Here is a 25,024-nt window from a genome sequence, read left to right as displayed (position 1 = left end):
GAGGCTACATTTCAATCAATCATAGGAGAATGGATTACCAGATCGCCCCCACATTTTTGAGCTGGCAGCGTTTCGGTGTTCTGGCATTCACTGTCTTAACGTATTCATTCCAGGCTTTGGTATCTGTCAGTTCTTTCTTCTTGGCATCCACTTCTTGTTGCAATACCTTACAGTCGGCCTCCGCCTTGGCCACTTCCTCTTGTCTTGCTGTTATGGCCTTCATTGCCTCTTCTTCGGAAACCTGCTGATAGGCCCGTTTGCCATTCAGGATCAATGTTTGGTCCGTCTCCTTGTAAATCCCGGTCACCTTACCCATGGGGACATCCATCGTTAGGCTGTTGTCCTTGAGGGTTACCGGAAACTCTTTGGTCTGGAGTGTACCGTCCCAAAGACTGTTGTCGTAGACCGTCATCAAATGGCCGCTGCCATTTTGCGTGATGTGCAGATAACCAAACTGGTTACCTTGTGCTTTCCAGTATCCGAGGAAAACCTTGTCGGCAGAGCCACAGGCGGAAAGACCAATCAGGAGTATCAAGCAAAACCACTTCTTCATAACAAACAGTTCCTTATGTATGTAGTAAAAGACTCTCCAGAGAATAGTACGCTAAATCAGCTCACTGAGACACATACGAGGCTTTGTTGTCGATGTAAACACCGGGGATGACGATTTCTTTCCTTATATTAAGGTAAGGCCGGTTTTACCGGCCTTACCCCTTACTGTGCAAACACAAAAAGTTTCCAACGAATATCACCCTGCGCAGCCGTGTGCTGATGGTGATTTTGGGGGGGGATTGTTTTCCCTCCGGCAATGGTTACTTCTTTAGGCTATTTGCAATCTGAGGTTGGATCATGAAATGNCCTGGAACGTCCCGCTGGAGCCCATTGCAAAAAAAGTGGCGCAATACAACGAAGGCAAGTAGGTCGATTTAGCGGCGCTTACTTTGGAAGAACGCGGAAGACCTGTGGGGGGGATTTCAAGCATACCGACTTCGGCAAGATCANGCCGTTTCGTGCAAAAGTTGGTTGGAGGCCAAGATGGCAGAGTTCGTAGGTTCGGCTGCTTCGCAAGCTGATTTCATTTGGAAGAACGCGGAAGACCTGTGGGGGGGATTTCAAGCATACCGACTTCGGCAAGATCATTTTGCCGNGGGATTTCAAGCATACCGACTTCGGCAAGATCATTTACTCTGCTGCGTCGATTGGAGTGCGCACTGGAGTCTACACGGGAAGCATCGCTCGATAGCCAACCAGCCACGATTGAGTTCTTAGAAGCAGAGTTCAGTGTTGATTTCGATGCGCTGCTATCTTGACCGCCAATCAGACCCGCATGGTTCAGGTTTGTGTATGAGAGTCCCCAAATGGCTGTAGTTCTAACCAAAGCCTTGATTGAAGCCGGCCGCACCGGAAATAGTGGGTACAGAAAAAGCAGTTGCTTGCGCTGGGCGTAAGTTACCCGCCGAAAAGCGGCTGGATCGAACGACTGATCGGCACTGAGGTATCTGACGAGCAGTACGAACGCTTTCTGGGGCACAGCACGAGCAAGCAGGCTGAACAGATCCTACGCGGAGAGCAGCCAGCCAAGGGGCTTCAGTATGCAAAGCGAGCGAAGAAGCTCGCTTCTGAAAGAAAAGCCACAATTGATCTGGATAACGAGCACCTGTCTGAAATCGAAAAGTATCGGTAGCCCTAGACTTTTAGCCGCTGAAGATCTCTTAGATACCATTGGTGAAACTTGCTGAAGTCAGCCTTCTGTTTCTCTACCGTGCTGTTATAGATCGCATCACTGGTAACCGCACAAGCAGTCCAGCCAGCCTCATAGACGAAGCGAGTAGCTATCGGTGACTTCTTCGGGGTGCTATCCCAGCGGTTTTTGAGCCACCGCGCAAGCCCTTCATCAAGAGGGACAACCAGATTTAGCTGCTGTTTTGTGCGAGTGATACCGACATAAAACAGCCGACGTTCCTCCTCGATTTCCTCTTCGGCCGGAGGGGTGTTCATCGATGTGCGAACGCTGTAAACATCATCGGGTTTGCCGCCAGGAAATTCCTGCTCATTCAGCCCGATCAGTATTACGTTATCCCACTCCAGCCCCTTGGAACCATGCAATGTGGAAAGAATGAAGGGATCGCAGTCAGTAGCAGCCTCGCCTGGATTCAAGATAAGGTTTAAAAACGTGCGGGAATCGATCTTACTGGAGTCAAGTAGCTCCCCGATCCTCACGACCCCTCGTTGCTGGTCGTTCGATCCAGTGCGAGTTACACCCTCAGAGCCAACACTATCAATGAAACCCTCCATACTCAGGCGTCGTAACACATCGATAGCAGGCGTTTCCTCTCCGTCTTTCTGGCAGATAGTGGCGAGCCTGCCCAGCCGATCTTTTTGGTATTGTGCGCCCTCGAATAACTGACCTAGAGCAGACCATAGGTCGGCGTGCGGAGCCATCAATCCACTGAGCGCCGCTTTGAATTGCCCTTTCTGCCAGCTAAAACCAGCCTCCTTCAGAAAGCCGTAAACAATCGCTTGTTTGTTGGGATGGTTTTCCAGTAGCCGCAGATCGCCGTACACAGACAGCAAGACGCCAACTACCAGTATCCCGATTTCGGTGCGGGTGTGTAATGCGCTTGAACCATTGAGGTAGCGATAAGGTAGCCCACACAGGCGTAAAGCAATTTCCGCCTCAGCAAGGTTCGCCTTAGTGCGGGACAATATGGCTTGTGTTCCACTGCTCACCGAGAGGTTTGATAGCACCTTGGATAGGCAGTTATCAAAGTGCAATCTGACCTCTGTTTTGGGGGTGCTAGGATGACTGACACAAAGCTTGGTCAGCTTTGTAGAGTTGCGCCGAATTACCGAGTTAGCCATCAAGGAAAGCTCATGGCCAAATCTGAACGTGCATGACAGTTGAAACACCTTCGTATTCGGGTAGTGCCTTTCAAACAGTCCGCCGATAAAGTCTGGTCGAGCACCACGCCACTCATAAATACACTGGTTAACATCACCAACAGCCATAACTGACGTATCCGACTTAGATAGCAAGCGGGTCATGTCATGCTGTATCAGGTTAACGTCCTGATATTCATCAACAATGATGTGCTTGAAGTGGGCACCAAGGCTGCTGTCATTACGCAACAGTGCGACAGCCTCAATCAAACAGTCATCAAAGGTTCGCAGACTGTTTTCCTCCAGCAGCTCACAATAGCGGCCATAGGCGCGAATAAACTCCCGTTTGATGTTGCTGAACGTTGGATCATTGGCAGCATCAACAGGAGTTACGGCCGCCGCCCGGCAGCGAGCAATAAACAGCTCGAACTTTTCAATTTCATTGGGGTCAATATAATTCGCCTCATGGTCAAAGCCATAGCGGTAGGCTTGCTTTACCAGTTGCTCATAGCGGTAGTCGCTTGGAGTAATGAGGTCTTTCTTCTTGATTATCTGTTGGCGTTCTCCGTAACCAACAATCTTTAAGGCCAAGCTGTGGAACGTGCGGATTTCTGGAATCACGCTCGACATCAGTGCCGTCTTCAACTTCTCCGTGAAGCTCACCTGCGCCGACTTGTTGTACATCAGGATCAGAATGGAGCGAGGATCAGTTCCCGTCTTGACCAGCCGCTCAACGCGCTTTACAAGTGTGGTTGTTTTCCCGCTACCAGGTACGGCTTTTACCAACGCATGTCCGGTGTCATGGCTGACAATACTTTTCTGCTCCCAAGTCAGTCTTTTTGTCATGCCTTAACCTTGTAATTGGCGCACTGACGGGCCTCGGTGTAGGGAACGATCTTTGCCTTACTGTGACATTGCAGATAGCCATCCTCCCATCGGCCTGCTTGCTCGCACATAATGCAGTTGGGAAATAGTGAATGAGGATCGGCGTGACGGATAAAAGCTCGTAAGTTATCAGCCAGCTCAGCGGCCCCTAACGATCTAGGCCATGTGTTCACGTCAGAATTGATTGTTAAATCCACTTCAGCGAGCGGCATCGTTTGTTCGTTGAGTCGGCCGGAACCACTTAAACTCCAGACAGACATATCCACGTTACCTACTGAGCAGACGCCGCTACAGGTGTCCACAGATTGAAACGGGGGAAGCCAGTTGAATACTCTCAGGATCTTCTCCTTGATCGAGTAGGCCCCGGTAAGCAACATCTGAATATCAGAGGCAGATTGGACCTTAAACTCAAGAATCGGGATACCGGCTTCGATCTTGTCTTGAGAGCAGGGGTGTGTGACACAAATCTCTACGTAGCAACGCCTTTCGCCAGTCGTATCATACAACATCACGTCTGGTCGCAGCCCTGTGACCTTATCGTGTTTTTCCAGCTCTGCCTGATCGAAAAATTGAGTCAAGTTGTAGCGTGCAGGCACGGATTTTACGCACTGACGTGCTTCGTCTCTAACTAAGGCTAAATGAGAACCATTACAGGCAACCCGGCGCTCCAGCTCAAGGCTAATAGGCATTTCACGGCTGAGAGCTTGTTGGTAGCGATAGAAGAATGCTTCTTTGCCGCACTTGTGAAGATAGGTTTCAAGGGCACAGCATTCTTCCGAATGGCGAAAGTGCTTAGCGTTGAACTCGCCCATTACCGGGGTCAGGGGGCTCTTACAACCTGGGCAGGTGTAAGTATGTGAGCGCAGGGCAGCGCCAATGTGCGTGAGGGTGCCCTCGCCGTCTAGCGCGTAAGCGTATTGTATTGAGCTGGATTGAGTTGTCATGACTGCGTAGCCTCCCAAAAAAATCCAGCTAAGAACAGACCTTACGGCAGGCAAATGGTAAGTAGTGCTTCTTGAAGCAGTCGAGTGTACAGCGGCTCAGTGAAAAAGCTAATCGCCCGCTCAACAACCTAGTGATACTGGTGCAGATTCGACAATGAGTTAATGCCGGCCTTGTTGATCAAATCCAAAGTTGGATGGTCGCTCCCCCACCCGCCGGGCGGGCTTAGTTGACGGCCTGCCGAATGGGCATACCAAGCCCTATGACCTTGTTCATGACTTTTACCCCAGCCAGGATCTCACCCACCTGGGCGTTGTAGCTCCGCAGACTCAGTTTCGGACCGATGAGCTGCTTGAAGCGATACATGGCGGTCTCAGCTATCGAGCGCTGATGATAGCCAGAGTCCTTTTTCCATTGCTCCAGCTCTCCTGCCTTGAGCGCGGCAACCGCCTCGTTGCGTGGATGGCCTGTCTTCCAGAATGCCGCATTTTTTCTCGGCGGTATGGTGGCCTTGGCGCCCTTCTTTTGTAGTAGGGCATAACAGGCTTTTGTGTCATAGGCACCATCGGCGCTGACTTGTTCTATCTTGCGGCGCAAGGGGTTGAGCAGCGTGGGCAACACCTCGTTATCGCNATCCAACCAAGTGAGCAACTTCACTTGATCAAAGATCTAAGGCTAGAATGATGGAATTCCAACCTTAGTTTGCAAATAGCCCTTTTTTATTCTCTTGCGCGGAGCCACGCCCCTATGAGCCATGATTTCACCCTCGACTGGCCGGAATTTTTAGCCACTTTCTGGCAAAAGCGCCCTACCGTGATCCGGCAGGGATTTCGTAATTTTGTCGATCCGCTGACCCCCGAGGAGCTGGCGGGTCTGGCCATGGAAGAGGCAGTGGATAGCCGTCTGGTGGTCAAGGGTGCCGATCACTGGCAAGTGGAGCATGGTCCCTTCGAGGATTATGAGCGTTATGGCGAAGGCAACTGGTCGCTGCTGGTGCAGGCGGTGGACCACTGGTATCCGCCGGTCAGCGAGCTGATGACGCCGTTTCGCGGTCTGCCGAACTGGCGGATTGACGATCTGATGATCTCGTTTTCCCTGCCCGGTGGTGGCGTCGGCCCCCATCTGGACCAGTACGATGTCTTTATCATCCAGGGTCAGGGCCGCCGTCACTGGCGGGTGGGCGAGAAAGTCGCCATGAAGCAGTTCTGCCCCCATCCGGATCTGCTGCAGGTCGATCCGTTCGAGCCGATCATCGATGTCGAGCTGGAGCCCGGCGATATTCTCTATATTCCGCCCGGATTCCCCCACGATGGCTACGCCATCGAGCCCTCCCTCAACTACTCGGTGGGTTTTCGCGCCCCCAACCAGCGGGATCTGTTCAGCAGCTTTGCCGACCACCTGCTGGCCGACGAGCTGGGTAATCGCCGCTACAGCGACCCGCAGTTGCAACGCCGCACCAATCCGGGCGCGGTCACAACAACCGAGGTGCAGGCCCTGCGCGAGATGATGGAGCAGATGCTGCATGGGGATGCGTTTGCCCCCTGGCTGGCCAGTTACCTGAGTCAAAGCCGCCATGAGCTGGATCTGCAAGCGGTGGAGCCACCGTTTGCTGAGGGGGAGATCTACGATCGGCTGCAAGCCGGGGAAGTGCTGAACAAGCTGGGCGGTCTGCGCACCCTGTATCTGGAAACCGGGCCGGAAGTTTGTTTTATCAACGGCGAACGCCTGCCGATCCCCGAAGGCGCAGGCGCTCTGGCCCGCAAGCTGTGCGATAGCCCTGAGATATCGTTCGCGGAGCAGGATCCGGCCTTGCAGGATCCGGTACAACTGGCCTGGCTGACCACGCTCATCAACAACGGTTACTGGTACTTTGCCAACGATTGGCAAGCCGACGAGGATGAAGCGGAATAACCGCCGCGCCACAAGTCCCTCGGGTGCTCTACTGGCAAGATAAGTCAGGGAGTGTTCCCTGGAGCCAACCGTTGGCGGCAGGGATGCCGCCATCGAGCCCCCAGGGATGGGTTCACGGCGAGTTGGCGAAAGGGAATGCCCCTGGCTGTCGCTTACCGTGAGTCGCCGGTGTGCTTTTTGCTGGGCTTATGCTTGCGCCTTCTGCCAACAGGTCGGTTGCCAGCTGGTGGAGAAGTCGCCGCTGCTCAGCCACAAGACGCCATCACTCACCGTCATCTGCCAACTCATATTGCGCTCGGCGCGGGAAGCCAGCGCCAACGCCAGGTCATCATCGACAAAATAGACGTTCAGGTTTTGTTGCTTGGCCAGCAGCGGCTGGTTCTGCTGCCACCAGATCTGTGCCGCGCGTGAGCCATAGGTATAGAGGGTCACGGCCGCCGAGCGGTTGCAGGCCCGTTTGAGACGCCGCTCATCGGGCAGGCCAACCTCAATCCAGTGGGCGATATCACCATGCAGCTCCTTGCGCCACAGATCCGGCTCGTCGTCGGCGCACAACCCCTTGGTAAATTCCAGATCCGGTGCGGCATTGAGTCCCCAGGCCAGCAGACGCATCATCAAACGCTCATCGGTTTCCGAAGGATGCCGCGCCAGAGTCAGGGTTTCCTCCAGATAGACGTTGCGGTCGGTGTCGGCCACATTGACAAGTGCCTTAAAAATAGTCGCTTTGAGTGCCATGTCTGTTCATCCATCGCCAAAATGGGCCTCAGTCTACTGATCCACCGCACAAGCAACAAATTTATCTGGCTCCCCCCCTTTTGGTCGGAGCCAAGCCTCATATACTGAAACTGTACCCGCAACGATAACCACGCTCGTTGCGTCAGTGTTCTCGCTCATCGAACCGTCAATAACGCCAAGAAAGATAATGATGGCGAGCTTTTTACAGAGGGAATGGATATGGAAACTCAAGACATGAATGTGCAGAGCGAAGAACGCGTCAAGGTGGTCTGGCTCATCAAGGGCATAGCCAAGAGCAAGATCACCCTGCAACCAGCTCAGATCAGTGAAGGCAATATGCCGACGCGCTTTATCAGCTGGCGCGAGGGCGAACCACGGCCGATACGCGTGCCCTGGATTGTTGCCAAGACGAAATCTGCCACGGTCGAGCTGGTGGAAAATATCCAACCGAATATCATCGATGTTCGTCGCCATGTGCAGTGGCGCGATACTTCACCACAGGTCAAGGTGTCGTGGATGAGCCGCAACACCCCGGCCCCCAACTTTGACAATTACCTCACCCTGATGATGCCCAAGCGTGTCAGTTGGGAATGTGGTGATGTGCAGGCGCCAAAAGTCAGCTGGGTCAAATCTTCGTAAGCAGATCCCCGACCGCCCAACGCGGTTAACAGCCTGCATCCCGGATAAAAATGCCAACGCCCGCAGTGATGCGGGCGTTGTTGTTGCTGCGGAGGCGTGAGCCAAGGCTCTGGTAACGCGGTGGCTTGCTGCCGTATCAGTTCAGTAGAAAGCGCACTGCGGTGCGCATGCTGTAGGCGCGGCCTTTGACATCGCCCAGGCAGGAGCAGGCCAGAAACTCGCCGGCTTCAGAGCTGCCCTTGATTTCCCCGACCCGGCACGGCCAGCCTTTTTCGTTCTCTTTGCGGATCATCCAGCTTGGACCAGCCAGCGCTTCGGCATACACGCCCGGATAAATTTCGTTGCCTACAAACAGTCCGTTCACAAATACGCTCATCGTCTTCTCCTGAAAATTCATCTTGAGGGGAACCGGCTGGCATCCATCACTGCTTCGGCGCGCATTCGGTGTATGAATAGACAGTACTGTATGAATAAACAGTTTTCAAGCGCTTATCCAGATCTTTTGTAGAAATAGTGATCAGCACACTAGGGGATACGAAAGGAACTGCGGATAATCCGCCCCCATGGACCGATGCGCACAGGGAATGGCATGAGTCGGGATCGATTATTACGTCTAAGCGACTATCTGGAGCGCTACCTCTTCGAACCGCTGGAGATCGGCGATCTGGTCGCGCAATCCGCACTGTCGACGCGCAGCTTGCAACGTTACTTCAACACCCAGGTGGGTGAAGGACTGGTGTGTTACCTGCGTGGCCGCCGTTTGAGCCGGGCGGCCGAGTTATTGCTGAGCGGACATCCGGATATTCTGTCACTGGCGCTGGATTGCCAGTTCGGTAGCCATGAGGCCTTTACCCGCGCCTTTAGTCGGCAGTTTTTCATGACCCCCAGCGAGTTCCGCCAATCGGGCACGGCATTTCATTGTTACCGGCGTCCGGTGCTCAACGAAGGGGCGCTCACTGAACTCGCCGCGCACGCACAAGCCGAGCCACAGCTGCATTGGCAACCGGCACAGACGCTGTGGGGCCTGCAAAGCCCGATCGGTGATGGCGGCCCGGGTAGTCCAGAATTTGCAGGGACCCTGACGCGGCTGATGGATCAGTTGGCGTATCTGTTCCCGCGCCAGCCGCAGCGGGTCTTGATGAGCAAGGAGCCGTCGCTCGTGACCAAGCCACTGATGCTCACCGTCGCCACCACGGCCGGCCCAGGCGCCGCCCCCCTGGGCCTCGCTGCCCTGCCTCTGCCCGCCAACTGGCAGGCAACCTTTACCTTGCGCGGCTCTGTGCAGCAACTACCCGTGTTCTTGTATCACTGCTATGCCCAGTGGCTGTTTCATCGCGGCTGGCACCATGCGGATGCGCCGATTGAGTTGCATATCCCATCACCGCACTGCAACGATCCATTCCGTTTCACCCTGCCAGTGCGCTCGACGCCCAGCCCGGAATACCGCCTGTGGTGATCAAGAAGACAATCCAGATAGCCGCCGATATTGGCGCAGGAAATCAAGTACCAAGGGCTCGCCGCTTGTAGGCTGGTCACTCTCACTTTCCGCTATCAGGATCACGGATGAAACTATGCCCATCGATCGCAGCCCTGCTGCTGTGTTGTTCTCTTCCCCTCGCAATGAGCCAGGCCGCTCCACTCCCCCAACGCTGGCAAGGCACCTGGGGCGATGGCATCCGCGACGGGTTGAGCCTGGACATGGCCGCCGCCGAGCTGGGCAAGCCACTCCGAGTGCACTACTGGCGTCAGCTGGATGCCGATTGGCAAAAGGCCAGCATAGAGTTTGATGTGCAGGCCGAGGTGCAATCGACCTCGCCTCTCCGGCTGCACTGGGCGCTGGAGGGCGATCCGGATCGGGGCATCATGGACTTGAGTTACCAGCCAGACCGTGACGAAATGCAACTGCACTACCAAAGCAGCCGCCAGCAAGGAACCATGCTCATGACCCAACACGCACAAACTCCAGCCGCCGAGCCAGCCCTGACACCCGCACCGGGGCGCGAGGCGATCCAGCTGCACCTGGCGGCGCCGTCCGCATCCAAGGTCTATGTCTCCGGTGAGATGAATGATTGGCAAGCCGATACCCTGCCGATGACCCAGGATACCGAGGGTAACTGGCAACTCACCCTGTATCTGGATCCCGGCAAGTGGGCCTATAAATTTGTACAGGATGGACGCTGGATCGCGGATCCGGCTGCCCAGGCGCAAAGCCCGGATGGCTCTGGCGGGATGAACTCCCTGCTACAGGTCGGCCCAATCGATCAGCGCTATCAACCCCGTGCCAACGCGGATGAGCGGGGCACTGTGCAGACGCTGACAGTCACCAGCCGCCGATTGGGCGTCCAGCAGTTGCTGATCTATCGGCCCGCGGGCAGCGACCCGAAAAAACCTCTGCCCTGGGCGCTGATGCTGCACGGTTATGGCATGGATCGGCAGCAATGGGTGCAGGATGGCCAGCTTCCCGCCCTGCTCGATACCCTGATCGCCGAGCACACCATGCCCGCGATGGCGCTGCTGATGGTCGATGGCGGCAAGAGTTTCTATCAAGGGGATGTCGCGGACTTTTTAATGCAGGAGTTGTTGCCACAGACCCGGCAATGGGGTTTGAGTGACGACCCGAAACAACGGGCGGTCGTCGGCATGTCGATGGGTGGATTCGGTGCGTTCGCGCTGGCCTATCAGCATCCAGAAGCATTTGCCTCCAGTCTGGCGCTCTCCGGCTATTTTGATCCGGCACGGATGCCGGTACTCGATCCCCAGCAGCTAGCTCGGATGCCCAGCACCCATTTCTACTGTGGCAAGAACGATCACATCAGTACCGCCACCAATCAACGCCTGGAGCAGCAACTGCAGGCCGCCGGGCACCCTCTTCCCTTCCAGTATGCCCCGGGTGGTCACACCTGGCACTACTGGCAAGCGTTGATGCCGCAGATCATGCCAACCTTGGCCCGGCAACTACAACCAGCACCCTTGCCGTAAGCGCTATCCCAGTTACCGGTTGTAAATCAAGAGGGATGGAGTCTGGATGAAAAGCAGACCGTTGGCGGCAGGGATGCCGCCATCGAGCCTCCAGGGATGGTTTCATGGCGCGTCTGCGCTCAGCCAGACTCCAGCGCAACACCGAACTGGGAAAGAGCCTTGCCGTAAGCGTAAAACAGCACTGGGGTATTGCGAGGCGGACCCTCCACGGCCCGTCCGGCCATTAATCCCGCAACAGGCTGGCATCGACTTTCAGGATCGCCTTGCGGATCGGCATCGGTTCAGCGACGGCACATAGCGGCCTGTGGGCATCACCGGGCCAGAACACCACAAAATCTCCGGGCCGCATATCGAGAAACTGCTCGCCCTCCAGCTGGTTGAAAAACGCCAGATCCTGGGTCGCCAGCCGATCATCATCCGGTTGCTGGCGAGCGCGCTGCGGCCGATAACCCATGCGCTCTTCACCTTGCAACAGCAGTTGCACATCCAGATAACGGGCATGGATCTCCGGCCGCCGCTCGGCAGCCGGGGCCGTGTGATCATCGGCCAGGATCACAAAGGCCCGCTCGCCATCCAGCACATGCTTGCCCGGTTGGGGCTCCCTGGCCAGCAAGGCCAGAGCCTGCACCAGATAGTGGCGCAAGCGAGGGGGTAAGCTATGGATATGGTCCAGATCAGCAATATGGGCAGCAAACACGGTGGAGCTCCTTGATACAATGGCTAAGGGATGGCAATGGCGCAAAGCGTCATCTTACGCCCGGTCAGGGATGACGCCAACCGGGTACGCCATAGGTGCGAACAACTGGCACACCGATAGATCACACTATCTGTAAGCCTATCGGCAAACAGAATTGCCTGACGATTGCACTCGGATGCAGTTGATCTTAGGCTGTGTGCTCATTATCCAAGGAGTTTGCATGCACACGGATCCGTTACTCTCCTGGCGCCGGCTGTTCGCCCTACCCGCCCTCATCCACATCATCTTGCTCGGTACCTTCCTCTCGCGGTTTGCCTTCTTCATGGTCTGGCCCTATCTGGGATTGATGCTGTTCCAGAAATTCGCTCTCTCGGCGACCGATACTGGCCTGATCCTGGCGCTCTCCTCCGGCTTCAGCACCCTGTTCGGCATCTATGGCGGCAATCTGGCAGACCGCTATGGTCGCGGCCGCATGATGCTCACCGGCAGTGGTCTGGGGATCCTGGGGATGAGCCTGTTTGCCTGCGCGGCGAGCCCGGCCTGGTTTGCGTTGGGAGCCACCTGTAACGGCATGATGCGCTCCTTGTTAGAAAACCAGAGCCGCGCCATGATTTCCGACCATTGCCCCGATGGCCGTGATCGGGAGCTGGCCCTGCAACTGCGCTACTACCTCATCAATCTGGGCGGCGCCCTGGGCCCCTTATGCGGCCTCTGGCTCGGGCTCTCCGCCCAGCAGCACACCTTTTGGCTGGCGGCCGGCGGCTACCTGCTCTATGGCTTGCTACTGGCCGGCGCCCTGTGGCGGGTGACCGACAGCCGCAGCCAGGTGCTGAGTTCACTGGGCTTTGCCGCCACCTTGCAGGTGCTGGCGCGGGATCGGGCCTTCTTGCTGCTGACCCTGGGCAATGTGCTGACCATGTTCGTCTACGCCCATTTCCAGAGCACGCTGGATCTCTATCTGATGCGCTTATCCATCCCCGATATTGCCGCACTCATCACCCAGTTGCTGCTCATCAACACCCTGACCATCGTCTTCTTGCAACTGCCACTGGTTCATGGACTGGCGCGATTCAGTGCCGGGCAGCGCATCCGGATCGGCAGCGTCCTGTTCGCCCTGGCACAGATCGGTTTCTGGTTTACCCCTGTCTCCTGGCCCATGGGCTGGCTGCTGAGCGCCTTTGTGTTGAGTATCGGCGAGGTGATCCTGTTTCCGGCCCTCAATCTGCGGGTTGATGAACTGGCGCCACCCCATCTGCGTGGCAGTTATGTCGGTGCTGCCTCCCTTTATTTGTTGGGCTCCGCCAGTGCGCCCATTCTCGGCGGCCTCATCATCGATCACCTGGATGGGCAATGGCTGTTTATCCTCTGTTTTGTGCTCTGCGCCATCGCCTATGCCTTCTATTTCCGCTCGGAAAACATACCCGTCTATGCAAGAGCCCATCGGCAAGAACAAGGCACTGTCGAAGAGCAAGGGTGAGAGCGCAGTCCCCAGCCTGATGAGCCAGGCTGGGGAATTTGCACCACATGCGTGCATGGTGCCATAGCTGAATCCATTCAACTTACTGATTTTTAAGGAATTGACCCACCACGCGGTTTTGGTACGCCCTTTGCGATACCTCCCTGTAGAAACTGTCAGGGTTGACAGTCGAATAGGGGATCCATCATGCAACAAAAGGACAGTAAACAACCGGCCCTCAAGCGTACCTTGGGAGCCTTTCATTTGTGGGGGATCGCCGTCGGTCTCGTCATCTCCGGTGAGTACTTCGGCTGGAGCTATGGCTGGGCCCAGGCCGGTACCCTTGGTTTTCTGGTCACCTCCGTCCTGGTGGCGGCCATGTACACCGCCTTTATCTTCAGCTTTACCGAGCTGACCACCTCCATTCCCCATGCGGGCGGCCCCTTTGCCTATGCCTATCGGGCCTTCGGTCCTGTGGGTGGCTATATCGCCGGCTTCGCAACCCTGGTGGAGTTCGTGTTTGCGCCACCGGCCATCGCCATGGCGATTGGTGCCTACCTGAACGTACAGTTCCCGGCTCTCGATCCGAAGTGGGTTGCGGTGGGCGCCTATCTGGTGTTTATGAGCCTCAACCTAGTCGGAGTGGGCATTGCCGCTACCTTCGAGTTGCTGGTGACCCTGCTGGCCATCTTCGAGCTGCTGGTGTTTATGGGTGTAGTGAGCCCAGGCTTCAGCATGGCGAACTTTGCCGCCAACGGCTGGGCTGGCGAATCCGAATTCAGCATGGGGGCTATCTCCGGTATCTTTGCGGCGATCCCGTTTGCCATCTGGTTCTTCCTGGCCATTGAAGGCGCAGCCATGGCGGCCGAAGAAGCCAAGGATCCGAAGAAAACCATTCCCAAGGCCTTTATCGGCGGCATCCTGACCCTGGTGGTTCTGGCCATGGGCGTGATGGTCTTTGCCGGTGGCGCCGGTGACTGGAGCAAGCTCTCCAACATCAACGACCCCTTGCCGCAAGCGATGAAGATGATCGTTGGTGAAAGCAGTGGCTGGTTGCACATGCTGGTGTGGTTGGGACTGTTTGGCCTCATCGCCTCTTTCCACGGCATCATCATGGGCTACTCACGGCAGATCTTTGCCCTAGCCCGCGCCGGTTATCTGCCGAAATCACTCTCGGCGGTCAACGGTCGCTTCCAGACGCCACACTGGGCAATCCTGGCCGGTGGTGTGGTCGGCATCCTGGCTATCTTCTCCGATTCACTGATCGTCATCGGCGGCATGCCGCTGACCGCCAATATCGTCACCATGTCGGTGTTCGGCGCCATCGTCATGTACATCATCTCCATGGCCGCGCTGTTCAAGCTGCGCAAGAGCGAACCCAAGCTGGAGCGTCCATTCAGCGCCCCGCTGTTCCCGTTCGCCCCGGCACTGGCTCTGGGTCTGGCCGTGCTGTGTCTAGCCGCCATGGTCTACTACAACACTATGCTGGCGTTGATCTTCGGTGGCCTGATGCTGGTCGGTTACGCTTACTTCCGCTTCACCCATGATGCCGAAATCTCCTCCGCCGATGGCGAGCTGGTGAAGGTCTATTAATCGGCTGCGTTGCAAGACGCTGCCGTAACAGAAATCGTCTGCCGCCGCTAAGGCGGCAGCCATGAGCAACAACCTGGTGATTTGCCACCGGCTCGTCCGGTGGCTTTTTTCCCGGCCCGGCAGAACAACCCTGTTGTTCCTGCGTTACCCGTTAAAGCGAGAATTCCATGTACCGAAGCACGCTGGCACACCAGAATTACCACTTTCCCGACCTGTGCAGTCTAATGGCCAAAGCGACCCCCGCACGCTCCGGCGATTATCTGGCCGGTGTCGCGGCCGCCTCCGCCCAGGAGCGGATGGCCGCCAAGATGGCACTGGCGGATCTGCCATTGCGTACCTTCCTGCAACAACCGCTGATCCCCTATGAACAGGATGAGGTGACCCGGCTGATCCTGGATGAGCACGATGCCGCGGCATTTGCTCCCATCAGTCATCTGACGGTAGGCGACTTCCGCAACTGGCTGCTCTCGGAGGCAGCCGACAGCGCCACCCTGGCCCGGGTAGCGCCCGGCATCACCCCGGAGATGGCCGCGGCGGTCAGCAAGTTGATGCGCAATCAGGATCTGATCCTGGTGGCCAAGAAGTGTCATGTCGTCACCGCCTTTCGCAACACCATAGGCCTGCCAGGTCATCTGAGCGTGCGTCTGCAGCCCAATCATCCGACCGATGATCCTCAGGGCATAGCCGCCGCCATGCTCGACGGCCTGCTCTATGGCGCGGGCGATGCGGTGGTGGGGATCAATCCGGCCAGTGACAACCTGCCGGTACTGGCGAGCCTGAACCAGATGCTGGATGAGGTGATCCAGCGTTTTGCCATTCCGACCCAATCCTGCATCCTCACCCATGTCACTAATACCCTGCAGCTCATCGAGCGCGGAGTGCCGGTGGATCTGGTGTTCCAGTCTATCGCCGGGACCGAAGCGGCCAACCGTGGCTTTGGCATCAATCTGGCGCTACTGGCCGAAGCCCATGACGCCGCCTTGAGCCTCAAGCGCGGCACAGTCGGCCAGAATGTCATGTATTTCGAGACCGGTCAGGGCAGTTGCCTCTCCGCCAATGCTCACCATGGTGTCGATCAGCAGACCTGCGAGGCGCGCGCCTACGGCGTGGCGCGCCATTTCAAACCCTTGCTGTGCAATACCGTGGTCGGGTTTATCGGCCCCGAATACCTGTATGACGGCAAGCAGATCATCCGCGCCGGGCTCGAAGATCACTTCTGTGGCAAGTTACTGGGTGTGCCGCTGGGCTGTGATGTCTGCTACACCAACCACGCCGAAGCGGATCAGGATGATATGGATACCCTGCTGACCCTGCTGGCCAATGCCGGGCTCACCTTTCTCATCGGGGTACCCGGGGCCGATGACATCATGCTCAATTACCAGAGCACCTCCTTCCACGATGCGCTGTATATCCGCGAATTGCTCGGCCTCAAACACGCGCCGGAATTCGCCGACTGGCTGGTGCGCATGCAGTTGACCAATACCGGAGGCCAGTTGCTGGATGCCAATCTGCGTCATCCGCTACTGAGCCAGTTTGGCCCCACCAGCCCAAGCGGCCGCGTCGCCTGAAGCCTGCCGGAGAATCACTTATGTCTGAACTCATCCATCTCAACCCCTGGCAAGAGCTCAAACGCTATACCTCGGCGCGCATTGCCCTGGGGCGCACCGGCGTCAGCCTGCCCACCGATGCCCTGCTGCAATTTGGTCTGGCTCATGCCCAGGCCCGGGATGCCGTGCATCAACCACTGGATGTGACCCAGTTGCAGGGCGCATTACAGGTGCTGGGACAAGCCGTCATGACGGTGCACAGTGCCGCCAGCAATCGAGAAGAGTATTTGCGGCGTCCGGATCTGGGACGACGCCTGGATGAACCGAGTCGCCAGAAGCTGCAAGCCCTGGAGCTGGCGGATTACGATCTGGTGATAGTGCTGGGTGATGGTCTCTCCTCGACCGCCCTGCATCAGAATGCCCAACCGTTTATGGCCAGCCTGTTGCCCCATCTGCGGCGTCTGCAGCTGAATGTGGCGCCCCTGGTTGTCGCCGAACAGGCTCGGGTTGCTCTGGGCGACGAGGTTGGCGAGCTGCTCACCGCCCGCGCCGTGCTGGTGCTGATCGGCGAGCGTCCGGGCCTCTCCTCCCCCGACAGTTTGGGCCTCTATCTCACCTGGCAACCGCACGTCGGGCGCATGGACTCCGAACGCAATTGCATCTCCAACGTGCGTCCCGCCGGGCTGGACTTCCCCCAAGCCGCCCACAAGCTGGCCTGGCTGCTGGAGCAAGCCTTTATCCGCCGCCTGACCGGCGTCGATCTGAAGGATGAGAGCGAACAACCCCAGCAACTGCTTGAACATGATGAGGAGCCGCAGCCCGCGCTCCCGTCCTGATGGGTTACCGGTAAAACCCCAACCCAGGTGTTCAACCTGCATTTCGGGAGCTTCGGCTCCCTTTTTTTGCCTTCGCGTACGCTCGAAAAATCCCGCAGCAAGAAACAGACAGACCGAGGAGTCTTACGTGCTACCTAGCCTCACCACAGATGCCAAACCGGTATCAGGCGGAATCGGATTTCAGTGATAGACTCAGGGCACCCCATTGCGACAACCTGTAATTTAATTACACAAACATCGACCAGAAGCCCATCAATGCCTGATATAAATCAATTTTCATCAACAACCTTTGACAATCTCATTCATTGATGTAATTTAATTACATATTCATTTGGAGGTGTCCCATGAAAATCGCCCTGTTCAGTGCCAAAGCCTATGACCGTGACCACTTTGAACTGGCCAATCAGGCCTTTGGTTATAAACTCGACTATTTTGATGTGCGTCTCGACCCGAAAACCGCGCGTTTGGCGCACGGCTACCCCGTGGTCTGCGCCTTCGTGAATGACGATCTCAGCCGCGCCGTACTCACCGATCTGGTCGCTAATGGCACTCAGGTGCTAGCCATGCGCTGCGCCGGTTACAACAATGTGGACTTGCAAGCCGCCAAAGAGCTCGGCATCCGAGTGGTCCGGGTGCCTGCCTATTCTCCGGAGGCGGTGGCCGAACACGCGGTCGGTCTGATGATGACCCTGAACCGCCGCATTCATAAGGCCTACCAGCGCACCCGGGATGCCAATTTCTCCCTGGATGGTCTGGTGGGTTTCAATATGCATGGCCGCACCGCCGGGATCATCGGCACCGGCAAGATCGGCATCGCCACCCTGCGCATTCTCAAGGGCTTCGGCATGCGTCTGCTGGTCAGTGACCCATACCGGAATCAGGCGGCGCTGGATCTGGGGGCCGAATATGTCGATCTGGATACCCTGTTCCAGGAATCCGATGTCATCAGCCTGCACTGCCCGCTGTTCAAGGAAAACTATCATCTGCTCAACGCTGAAGCCTTCGCCAAGATGAAGAACGGCGTCATGATCATCAATACCAGCCGCGGTGGTCTGCTGGATGCAACCGCGGCGATTGAAGCTCTCAAGCAGAGCAAGATTGGCGCCTTGGGGCTGGATGTATATGAGGAAGAGCAGGAGCTGTTCTTTGAAGACAACTCCAACGAAGTGATCACCGATGACGTGTTCCGTCGCCTCTCTGCCTGCCATAACGTGTTGTTCACCGGTCACCAGGCGTTCCTGACCAAGGAGGCGCTGCTGGCGATCTCCAACACCACGCTGGAGAATGTCCGCAGCTTTGCCGCCGGACAGAAAAATGGCAACGAGGTGGAATAATCCTCACCCGCCCGACAAGAAGAGGAGCCTATGGCTCCTCTTTTTTTCCTTTAAAATCAAGGTAACCGGTTACTTCTTACCGCCTCGGGAAATGAAAGGCCTTTCATTTCCCATCATGATTCTTTGAGCTTGATCACACCCAGCAAAGCAGGAAAAATGTGTCTCCTTTGGTGCCTCATGGGTGAGTCACCCCAGTACAAGGACCTGATGAATGCACAGCTTGACCCGGATCTGGACGCCTATCCTGCTGACGTTACTACCGACCCTGGCGCTGGCCGCCACCAAACCGGCCGTGGTCTACAGTGTCGCCGACAAATATGACCATTCGGTGAATCAGCAAGTCTACGAAGAGGGCGTGGTGCGCTACCGCAAGGAGACCGGCATCCAGGTCACCGAACGTGCACCGGCGGGTGCCGCAGAGCGCCTGAACACCTTGCGCCAACTGGCAGGCGATGGTTATAGCCCGATTGTTCTGGTGGGTGGCGAACAAGTCATAGCGCTACAAACCATCGCCGACGAGTTCCCCAAGACCCAGTTCACCCTGCTGGATGGTCAGCTGGATAAGCCTAACGTGCGCTCTATTCTGTTCAAGGTGCAAGAAGGAGCCTTCCTGACCGGAGCCTTGGCTGCGGCCGAGTCGGAGACCGGTATCATCGGCTTTGTGGGCGGCCTGGATCTGCCCGGCATCCACCAGTATGGCTGTGGTTTCGAGCAGGGGGCCAAATATGCCAATCCGGCCATTGAGGTGAAGCAGAGCTATGCTGCTTCGACACCAGCGTTAGCCTTTGCCGATCCGGTCAAGGGCAGCTTTTTGGCGAAAGAGCAATTTGCCGAAGGGGTCGATATCATCTTTGCCGCCGCCCGGGGCACCGGCCTTGGCGTGTATCAAGCCGCCGCCGATGAAGGTCTCAGAGCCATAGGCTCCGACACCAACCAGAACGGACTCTACCCTGGCACCATGCTCACCTCCATGTTCAAGAGCATGGGACAGGCCGCCTACACCGCCTGGGAAGAGGCCGAAGTCGGTACCTGGACACCGGGAGTTCTGAAACTCGGCTTACTGGATAACCATGTGGGCTGGGCTCTGGATGCCAATAATCAGGGACTGATTAGCCAGGGACTGCGCGACAAACTCGAAACCCTGCGCGTTGATATCGTCACCGGTAAACTCAAAATTCACGACTATACCCAGACCCAGCACTGCGACTACATAACGCCCACCATCGGTGCCATCTGTCCACCCGCTGGTAAAGCAGGTAGCGGCACTCTGTGTAAAAGCTAAGGGGCTGGCGTCAGAGGTTGCCGTCAAGCACCACGGCGATGATAACCGGCCCCATCGCTCCAGGATGCCCGGGGCTGACGGCCAGCCGGATCCTGGGCAAACCAGCGAGTGAGCAAACGGTACAGCTCGGGCTCCTGCTCTTGTAGTCGTCGAGGCTGGGTGAAAAATTGCTCGCAGAGAATGGAAAAATACTCATCCGGTCCCTCGGCGGCCTGCTCATCCAGCCAGCACGGCTGGCCTGTTTCAAGCTGCTGGCACACCCGGCGGTACCCCGACTCCAGCGCCGGTTGCCACTGGGCAATATCCACCCCGGGCCGCTCCGGCGGCATGCCGTTGGCCGTGCCTCCCGCCAGCATATCCAGCTTGTGGGCCAGCTCATGGATCAGCAAATGGTAGCCATCCCACTGGCCATCGTGCAGCACTTCCGGCCACACCAGCACCACAGGTCCCTGCTCCCAAGCTTCGCCCAGATGAGCGCTGGCCTCGACTCCCATCAGTTCGTTATCCAGCCACACCGGCTCCTCCCGTTCGACCGCATCGGGTAGCAGAATCACTTCATAGAAGTTGCGATACCAATCCAGCCCCAGATTCAATATCGGCAAGCAGGCCTGCAGTACCATCCAGCCTAATTGCTGTCGGGAGGGGCGCACCCCTAGGCAGGTAATACTCTTGCTTTGCATAAAACGCTCGGCCAGAGCCACCAAACGCTCCAGCTCCGGCCCAGACAACCCTTGCAGCACCGGAATGCTAGCCGCCAGGCTGCGCCACTCCGCCTCCGGCAAATAGGGCTGCCGCCGCGCCCCCCAACCCGACAGCCATTGCCACCACGCACGCCAGCTCATAGCGACCATTCTCCGCCTGGATGGACTAAATAGGGCCATCCCGTCCTGCTATAACCTGATATCACCAATCGTTCGCCTCGTCATCCAATCCTGAACATAGGAAAATTTACCACCTGGGTCGCAGCCGCAGCTTGTCAGCATCCCGGCTTGCCTCTAGAATCGCGCGCGCTCACCCACACTATTTCCGGGTACCACTCATGCAGTGCATCCCCACCACCCCTGTTTTGGAGAACAAACCGTGAACGAAAAATTGGCCAACCCCGCCCCGCTCGGCCTGATGGGCTTTGGTATGACCACAGTGCTGCTGAATATCCACAACGCCGGCTTTATGCCCATCAGCGCCATGATCCTGGCCATGGGTCTGGCCTATGGCGGCCTGGCGCAAGTGATCGCCGGTATCCTGGAATTCAAAAAGGGTAACACCTTCGGCCTGACCGCCTTCACCTCTTACGGTTTCTTCTGGATCAGCTTGGTGTTCCTGATCCTGCTGCCGAAACTGGGTCTGGGCGATGCCGCCGATGAGTTCGCTATGGGCTGGTACCTGCTGATGTGGGGCATCTTCACCCTGTTCATGTTCTTCGGCACTCTCAAAGGCCCGAAAGCGCTGCAGTTCGTATTCGGCTCTCTGGTCGTCCTGTTCGGCCTGCTGGCGGCGCGTGATTTCCTGGGCAATGCGACCCTGGGTACTATCGCCGGTTTTGAAGGGATTGTTTGTGGCGGCTCCGCCATTTATCTGGCCATGGCTGAAGTGCTGAACGAAAAATTCGGTCGCACCGTACTACCTATCGGTGAACCCAAGTAACGGTAACCACTCGTAACCGTTAAGCTGTCCCCCAGAAGACCGCCTTGTGCGGTCTTTTTTATTATGAAACAGGGCGCCATCAAGGCGCCCCGTTTGTATATCGGATCCAACGTTCGGATCAGGCGTCAGCGGGCTCGATATCCACCTCGGCCGTGGCCTCGGTGACGGCGCCCTCTTCGGCCATACAGGCCGCGGCGGTAAACAGCACATCGGTCGAGCTGTTAAGGGCCGTTTCAGCCGAATCTTGCAGCACGCCGATGATAAAGCCGACCGCAACCACCTGCATGGCCACATCGTTGCTGATCCCGAACAGGCTGCACGCCAGCGGGATCAGCAACAAGGAGCCCCCGGCCACACCCGATGCCCCACAGGCAGCGATGGTCGAGACCACGCTCAGCAGCAGCGCGGTTGCCAGATCCACCTCGATACCCAGGGTATGCACAGCCGCCAGTGCCAGCACCGAGATGGTGATGGCGGCGCCTGCCATATTGATGGTGGCCCCCAGGGGAATGGAGACCGCATAGGTCTCTTCCGGCAGCTTGAGCTTTTCACACAACGCCATGTTGACCGGGATATTGGCCGCCGAGCTACGGGTAAAGAAGGCGGTGACGCCACTTTCACGCAAGCAGGTCAGTACCAACGGATACGGGTTGCGCTTGAGCTTCCAGTAGACGATCAGTGGATTGACCACGAAGGCCACAAACAGCATACAACCCAGCAACACGACCAGCAGATGGGCGTAGCCCAGCAGTGCCGAGAAGCCGCTTTCTGCCAGCGTCGAGGCCACCAGGCCAAAAATCCCCAACGGTGCACAGCGGATCACCCATTTGACGATGCTGGAGACCGCGCGGGAGAGATCCTGGATCAGCTCCTTGGTGCCGGCATTGGCATGGCGCAGCGCCAGCCCCAGGCCGATAGCCCAGGCCAGAATACCGATGTAGTTGGCTTCCATCAGCGCCTTGATGGGGTTACTGACCACGCTGAACAGCAAGGTGCCCAGTACTTCGCTGATGCCGCTCGGCGGTGTGATATCTGCGGTATTGGTCGCCAGTTGCAGCTCCGATGGAAAGGCGAAGCTGGCGACGACACCGACCATAGCCGCACAGAAGGTACCGAACAGGTAGAGGATCAAGAGCGGACGGATACTGGTTTTCTGCCCATGTTGATGGCTGGCAATGGAGGCAGCCACCAGAATAAACACCAGTACTGGTGCGACGGCTTTCAAGGCACCGACAAACAGGCTACCGAGTAAGCCCGCCAGCTGTGCCTGTGCGGGTGCGATCCAGGCCAGCAGGCAGCCGAGTACCAGACCGACCACAATCTGGCTGACCAGAGATGTGTGTTGGAGCAAACGAATAAGGGGATTGGTTGATGGTTTCATAGCATATCCATGGCTGTGAATGTGTCATTAATGGGTCCATTTCGCCGCATACCTTCCTGACATATGCGGCAAATCCGCCACAGAATACCTGAATACTCGCTCATTTCCCCCTATGAATGCTTGGTAAAAGGGTTCAGATGTCGAATTTATGACCAAACGCAGATTTGACAGGTTTCCGGGGGCTCAGGATGCGAGAGCCCCATGTTAATCTGATGCCCTTTTCACGCCTTCTGAGCCCAGTGCCATGGTTTTGTCCTCCTTACAGCAGTACTTTGGATTCTCGACCCTCAGACCCGGTCAGGACGAGGTGATCGCGCACATTCTGGCCGGACACTCGGTGGCCGCGATTTTCCCGACCGGCTCGGGCAAATCATTGTGCTATCAATTACCAGCCCTGCATCTACCCCATCTCACCCTCGTCATCTCCCCTCTGCTGGCCCTGATGCATGATCAACTGGAGTTTCTGCGCAGCAAGGGCATTGCCGCTGCGGCGCTGGACTCGACACTGGATGCCAACCAGAGCCGTGAGCTGATGGGTCAGGCCGAGCGGGGTGAGCTCAAGATCCTGATGATTTCCGTCGAGCGGCTGAAAAACGAACGCTTCCGCCGCTTTATCGCCCGCATCCCGCTCTCTTTACTGGTGGTCGATGAGGCGCACTGCATCTCGGAATGGGGCCACAACTTTCGCCCCGATTATCTGAAGCTGCCCAGCTATCGTCAGCAATTGCAGATCCCCCAGGTATTGTTGCTCACCGCCACGGCAACCCCTGCCGTCATCGCCGATATGCAGCGCAAGTTTGCCATAGCGCCGGAGCATGTGGTGGCGACCGGATTTTATCGCGCCAACCTGGATATCAGCGTCTTACCCGCCCCTCAAGCCAGACGGGACCAGATGTTGCTGCAACTGATTGCGCAAGCGCCCCGGCTGCCGACCATCGTCTATGTCACCTTGCAGCAAACGGCCGAGCAGGTGGCGGCCTTACTGCAGCAGTCCGGCATCCAGGCTCAGGCGTATCATGCCGGTATGGGATCCGAGGAGCGCGAGGCCATCCAGCAGGGATTTATGACCAATCGACACGACTGCATCGTCGCCACCATTGCCTTTGGCATGGGCATCGACAAGGCGAATATTCGTCGGGTGGTCCATTACGATCTGCCCAAATCGATAGAAAATTACTCCCAGGAGATCGGCCGCGCCGGGCGGGATGGCCAACTCGCCCACTGCACCGTGCTGGCTAGCCGTGAGCAGGTCCCGGTGCTGGAAAACTTTGTCTATGGCGACACCCCGGATCGCGCGAGCATCACCCAAGTATTGGCAGAGATCTGCACTAGTCCGGCAGAATGGGAAATCGTCCTGCTGCGCTTAAGCCAGCGCAGCAATATCCGGCAGCTCCCCTTGAAGACCTTACTGGTCTATTTGGAGCTGGCTGGCGTCATAGCCCCGGCCTATAGCTACTTTGCCGAATTCCGCTTCAAGTTTATCCAGTCGCCCGAGGAGATCCTGAACCGGTTCAATGGCGAGCGCCGCCAGTTTCTGCAGCAGGTGTTTGCCGCCGCGCCTCGCGCCCGCAGCTGGTGCGCGCTGGATCTGGCCGAGCTGGCCCGTCTGGGTGCCGAGCGTAGTCGCGCCGTCACAGCGCTGGATTATCTGCATCAGCAGGGCTGGATCGAGCTGGAAAGCAAACAGATGACGGAGGTCTACCATCGGCTGGCACTGCCGGACGATTTGCAGCCCTTGAGCCTGCAACTGCACCAGCAATTTCTGGACAAGGAGCGCAGCGAGTTGCGGCGCATCCAGCACATGCTGCAGTTTTTCGAATCCTCGGCCTGTCTGAGTCAGCAACTGGCCCACTATTTTGCCGATGCCCAGGCCCCGCAGCGCTGTGGCCATTGCTCAACATGTCGCGGTGCCAGCGCCACCTTGCCCGCTGCCGCGCCCTCCAGCCTGCTGCAGACCGCGCCGCTGGAGAGCTGGCTGCAGCAATTACAGCATGCCTGTAGCCCGCACCCGCTGACACCCCGACTGGTTGCCCGCCACCTGTGTGGCCTGATGACGCCGCTGAGTAGTCAACTCAAGTTGCCCGGGTTACCCAGTCATGGTCGTCTGGCTCAGGTGCCATTTGCCGAGGTCGAAGCAGCTGCCCAACGGCTACTGAGTGGGCTCAATCTCTAGCCGTTTAATACACGTCTGAGAATTGCAACGCCCATCGAGTAGGAGGAGGCCTCGCGGCCTCCGTCCTCTCACACCACCGTACATGCGGTTCCGCATACGGCGGTTCATGT

At 57.3% G+C, this 25,024-nt stretch carries 21 protein-coding genes and 1 pseudogene; 13 read left to right on the top strand and 9 right to left on the bottom strand.

Features of this window, described 5'->3' with window-relative positions; genetic code table 11:
- Nucleotides 1–34: 34 nt before the first annotated feature.
- The gene (locus tag ACYVG7_RS03780) at nucleotides 35–553 is read right to left on the bottom strand and encodes a hypothetical protein (RefSeq protein WP_223943029.1); all 519 of its coding nucleotides are present in this window, start codon (nucleotides 551–553) and stop codon (nucleotides 35–37) included.
- Nucleotides 554–1,429: 876 nt separating this feature from the next.
- On the opposite strand from ACYVG7_RS03780, the gene ACYVG7_RS03775 reads away from it, so the two are divergent.
- Complete coding sequence (locus ACYVG7_RS03775) at nucleotides 1,430–1,684, top strand: hypothetical protein (RefSeq protein ID WP_000880375.1); 255 nt, start codon at nucleotides 1,430–1,432, stop codon at nucleotides 1,682–1,684.
- A 2-nt stretch (nucleotides 1,685–1,686) separates the two neighbouring features.
- Here the strand turns inward: ACYVG7_RS03775 and ACYVG7_RS03770 are convergent, their stop codons facing one another.
- The 3 genes and pseudogenes from ACYVG7_RS03770 to ACYVG7_RS03760 all read right to left on the bottom strand — a co-directional run.
- Entirely contained in the window at nucleotides 1,687–3,726 is a 2,040-nt protein-coding gene (locus tag ACYVG7_RS03770) for an ATP-dependent helicase (protein WP_460881915.1), read from the bottom strand.
- Nucleotides 3,723–4,709: a competence protein CoiA family protein gene (locus ACYVG7_RS03765; RefSeq protein WP_045899542.1), complete on the bottom strand. Its 987-nt coding sequence runs from the start codon at nucleotides 4,707–4,709 to the stop codon at nucleotides 3,723–3,725. Before ACYVG7_RS03765 ends, ACYVG7_RS03770 begins: the two co-directional genes overlap by 4 nt.
- A 223-nt stretch (nucleotides 4,710–4,932) precedes the next feature.
- Nucleotides 4,933–5,337: pseudogene (locus ACYVG7_RS03760) on the bottom strand (IS5-like element ISEc35 family transposase); the annotation flags it as partial.
- Nucleotides 5,338–5,454: 117 nt separating this feature from the next.
- Here ACYVG7_RS03760 and ACYVG7_RS03755 point away from each other — a divergent pair.
- Complete coding sequence (locus ACYVG7_RS03755) at nucleotides 5,455–6,618, top strand: ribosomal protein uL16 3-hydroxylase (protein WP_460881914.1); 1,164 nt, start codon at nucleotides 5,455–5,457, stop codon at nucleotides 6,616–6,618.
- A gap of 186 nt (nucleotides 6,619–6,804) precedes the next feature.
- Here ACYVG7_RS03755 and ACYVG7_RS03750 read toward each other — a convergent pair whose 3' ends face one another.
- Nucleotides 6,805–7,353 carry a YaeQ family protein gene (locus ACYVG7_RS03750; RefSeq protein WP_460881913.1) on the bottom strand — a complete coding sequence of 183 codons (549 nt, stop codon included), beginning with the start codon at nucleotides 7,351–7,353 and terminating at the stop codon, nucleotides 6,805–6,807.
- Between the two features lie 219 nt (nucleotides 7,354–7,572).
- On the opposite strand from ACYVG7_RS03750, the gene ACYVG7_RS03745 reads away from it, so the two are divergent.
- Nucleotides 7,573–7,992: a hypothetical protein gene (locus ACYVG7_RS03745; RefSeq protein ID WP_460881912.1), complete on the top strand. Its 420-nt coding sequence runs from the start codon at nucleotides 7,573–7,575 to the stop codon at nucleotides 7,990–7,992.
- Nucleotides 7,993–8,128: 136 nt separating this feature from the next.
- Here the strand turns inward: ACYVG7_RS03745 and ACYVG7_RS03740 are convergent, their stop codons facing one another.
- On the bottom strand, nucleotides 8,129–8,368 hold the full coding sequence (locus ACYVG7_RS03740) for a hypothetical protein (protein ID WP_460881911.1): 240 nt from the start codon (nucleotides 8,366–8,368) through the stop codon (nucleotides 8,129–8,131).
- 213 nt (nucleotides 8,369–8,581) lie between these two features.
- On the opposite strand from ACYVG7_RS03740, the gene ACYVG7_RS03735 reads away from it, so the two are divergent.
- Together ACYVG7_RS03735 and ACYVG7_RS03730 are read left to right on the top strand one after the other, a co-directional pair.
- Nucleotides 8,582–9,448, top strand: coding sequence for a helix-turn-helix transcriptional regulator (locus ACYVG7_RS03735; RefSeq protein WP_460881910.1), 867 nt, complete (start codon nucleotides 8,582–8,584; stop codon nucleotides 9,446–9,448).
- 107 nt (nucleotides 9,449–9,555) lie between these two features.
- Entirely contained in the window at nucleotides 9,556–10,971 is a 1,416-nt protein-coding gene (locus ACYVG7_RS03730) for an alpha/beta hydrolase-fold protein (protein WP_460881909.1), read from the top strand.
- Nucleotides 10,972–11,194: 223 nt separating this feature from the next.
- On the opposite strand, the gene ACYVG7_RS03725 is transcribed toward ACYVG7_RS03730, so the two are convergent.
- Entirely contained in the window at nucleotides 11,195–11,668 is a 474-nt protein-coding gene (locus ACYVG7_RS03725; protein WP_460881908.1) for a NanQ anomerase/TabA/YiaL family protein, read from the bottom strand.
- A 220-nt stretch (nucleotides 11,669–11,888) separates the two neighbouring features.
- Between ACYVG7_RS03725 and ACYVG7_RS03720 the strand changes: the two genes are divergently transcribed.
- From ACYVG7_RS03720 to ACYVG7_RS03695, 6 genes are all read left to right on the top strand, one after another.
- Nucleotides 11,889–13,145: an MDR family MFS transporter gene (locus ACYVG7_RS03720; RefSeq protein WP_460881907.1), complete on the top strand. Its 1,257-nt coding sequence runs from the start codon at nucleotides 11,889–11,891 to the stop codon at nucleotides 13,143–13,145.
- 186 nt (nucleotides 13,146–13,331) lie between these two features.
- Nucleotides 13,332–14,717, top strand: coding sequence for an ethanolamine permease (gene eat / locus ACYVG7_RS03715; RefSeq protein ID WP_460881906.1), 1,386 nt, complete (start codon nucleotides 13,332–13,334; stop codon nucleotides 14,715–14,717).
- A gap of 167 nt (nucleotides 14,718–14,884) precedes the next feature.
- A complete protein-coding gene (locus ACYVG7_RS03710; RefSeq protein ID WP_460881905.1) occupies nucleotides 14,885–16,285 on the top strand; it encodes an ethanolamine ammonia-lyase subunit EutB in 1,401 nt (466 codons plus the stop codon).
- A gap of 20 nt (nucleotides 16,286–16,305) precedes the next feature.
- Nucleotides 16,306–17,100 (top strand): ethanolamine ammonia-lyase subunit EutC, encoded by a 795-nt coding sequence (gene eutC / locus ACYVG7_RS03705; RefSeq protein WP_460881904.1) that lies wholly within the window; start codon nucleotides 16,306–16,308, stop codon nucleotides 17,098–17,100.
- A 344-nt stretch (nucleotides 17,101–17,444) separates the two neighbouring features.
- Nucleotides 17,445–18,434 (top strand): 2-hydroxyacid dehydrogenase, encoded by a 990-nt coding sequence (locus ACYVG7_RS03700; protein WP_460881903.1) that lies wholly within the window; start codon nucleotides 17,445–17,447, stop codon nucleotides 18,432–18,434.
- A 211-nt stretch (nucleotides 18,435–18,645) separates the two neighbouring features.
- The gene (locus ACYVG7_RS03695; protein ID WP_460881902.1) at nucleotides 18,646–19,716 is read left to right on the top strand and encodes a BMP family lipoprotein; all 1,071 of its coding nucleotides are present in this window, start codon (nucleotides 18,646–18,648) and stop codon (nucleotides 19,714–19,716) included.
- Nucleotides 19,717–19,739: 23 nt separating this feature from the next.
- On the opposite strand, the gene ACYVG7_RS03690 is transcribed toward ACYVG7_RS03695, so the two are convergent.
- Nucleotides 19,740–20,558 carry a M90 family metallopeptidase gene (locus ACYVG7_RS03690; protein ID WP_460881901.1) on the bottom strand — a complete coding sequence of 273 codons (819 nt, stop codon included), beginning with the start codon at nucleotides 20,556–20,558 and terminating at the stop codon, nucleotides 19,740–19,742.
- A gap of 238 nt (nucleotides 20,559–20,796) precedes the next feature.
- On the opposite strand from ACYVG7_RS03690, the gene ACYVG7_RS03685 reads away from it, so the two are divergent.
- A complete protein-coding gene (locus ACYVG7_RS03685; RefSeq protein WP_460881900.1) occupies nucleotides 20,797–21,360 on the top strand; it encodes an acetate uptake transporter in 564 nt (187 codons plus the stop codon).
- A gap of 118 nt (nucleotides 21,361–21,478) precedes the next feature.
- Here ACYVG7_RS03685 and sstT read toward each other — a convergent pair whose 3' ends face one another.
- On the bottom strand, nucleotides 21,479–22,741 hold the full coding sequence (gene sstT / locus ACYVG7_RS03680; RefSeq protein ID WP_460881899.1) for a serine/threonine transporter SstT: 1,263 nt from the start codon (nucleotides 22,739–22,741) through the stop codon (nucleotides 21,479–21,481).
- Between the two features lie 244 nt (nucleotides 22,742–22,985).
- Here sstT and ACYVG7_RS03675 point away from each other — a divergent pair, with 244 nt between their 5' ends.
- On the top strand, nucleotides 22,986–24,914 hold the full coding sequence (locus ACYVG7_RS03675; protein WP_460881898.1) for a RecQ family ATP-dependent DNA helicase: 1,929 nt from the start codon (nucleotides 22,986–22,988) through the stop codon (nucleotides 24,912–24,914).
- Nucleotides 24,915–25,024 lie beyond the last annotated feature (110 nt).

The sequence above is a fragment of the Pseudaeromonas pectinilytica genome (genome assembly GCF_054780855.1).
The sequence above is the reverse complement of the archived record's forward strand: the minus strand, read 5'-3'. Positions and strand labels throughout refer to the sequence as shown.

Excerpts from the sequence above, each read along its gene's own strand:
- eat (WP_460881906.1), top strand. The coding sequence starts at position 13,332 with ATGCAACAAAAGGACAGTAAACAACCGGCCCTCAAGCGTACCTTGGGA.
- ACYVG7_RS03700 (WP_460881903.1), top strand. The coding sequence starts at position 17,445 with ATGAAAATCGCCCTGTTCAGTGCCAAAGCCTATGACCGTGACCACTTT.
- ACYVG7_RS03695 (WP_460881902.1), top strand. The coding sequence starts at position 18,646 with ATGCACAGCTTGACCCGGATCTGGACGCCTATCCTGCTGACGTTACTA.
- ACYVG7_RS03690 (WP_460881901.1), bottom strand. The coding sequence starts at position 20,558 with ATGAGCTGGCGTGCGTGGTGGCAATGGCTGTCGGGTTGGGGGGCGCGG.
- ACYVG7_RS03755 (WP_460881914.1), top strand. The coding sequence starts at position 5,455 with ATGAGCCATGATTTCACCCTCGACTGGCCGGAATTTTTAGCCACTTTC.
- ACYVG7_RS03750 (WP_460881913.1), bottom strand. The coding sequence starts at position 7,353 with ATGGCACTCAAAGCGACTATTTTTAAGGCACTTGTCAATGTGGCCGAC.
- ACYVG7_RS03710 (WP_460881905.1), top strand. The coding sequence starts at position 14,885 with ATGTACCGAAGCACGCTGGCACACCAGAATTACCACTTTCCCGACCTG.
- ACYVG7_RS03730 (WP_460881909.1), top strand. The coding sequence starts at position 9,556 with ATGAAACTATGCCCATCGATCGCAGCCCTGCTGCTGTGTTGTTCTCTT.
- ACYVG7_RS03740 (WP_460881911.1), bottom strand. The coding sequence starts at position 8,368 with ATGAGCGTATTTGTGAACGGACTGTTTGTAGGCAACGAAATTTATCCG.
- ACYVG7_RS03745 (WP_460881912.1), top strand. The coding sequence starts at position 7,573 with ATGGAAACTCAAGACATGAATGTGCAGAGCGAAGAACGCGTCAAGGTG.
- ACYVG7_RS03735 (WP_460881910.1), top strand. The coding sequence starts at position 8,582 with ATGAGTCGGGATCGATTATTACGTCTAAGCGACTATCTGGAGCGCTAC.
- ACYVG7_RS03780 (WP_223943029.1), bottom strand. The coding sequence starts at position 553 with ATGAAGAAGTGGTTTTGCTTGATACTCCTGATTGGTCTTTCCGCCTGT.
- ACYVG7_RS03770 (WP_460881915.1), bottom strand. The coding sequence starts at position 3,726 with ATGACAAAAAGACTGACTTGGGAGCAGAAAAGTATTGTCAGCCATGAC.
- ACYVG7_RS03675 (WP_460881898.1), top strand. The coding sequence starts at position 22,986 with ATGGTTTTGTCCTCCTTACAGCAGTACTTTGGATTCTCGACCCTCAGA.
- eutC (WP_460881904.1), top strand. The coding sequence starts at position 16,306 with ATGTCTGAACTCATCCATCTCAACCCCTGGCAAGAGCTCAAACGCTAT.
- ACYVG7_RS03720 (WP_460881907.1), top strand. The coding sequence starts at position 11,889 with ATGCACACGGATCCGTTACTCTCCTGGCGCCGGCTGTTCGCCCTACCC.
- sstT (WP_460881899.1), bottom strand. The coding sequence starts at position 22,741 with ATGAAACCATCAACCAATCCCCTTATTCGTTTGCTCCAACACACATCT.
- ACYVG7_RS03765 (WP_045899542.1), bottom strand. The coding sequence starts at position 4,709 with ATGACAACTCAATCCAGCTCAATACAATACGCTTACGCGCTAGACGGC.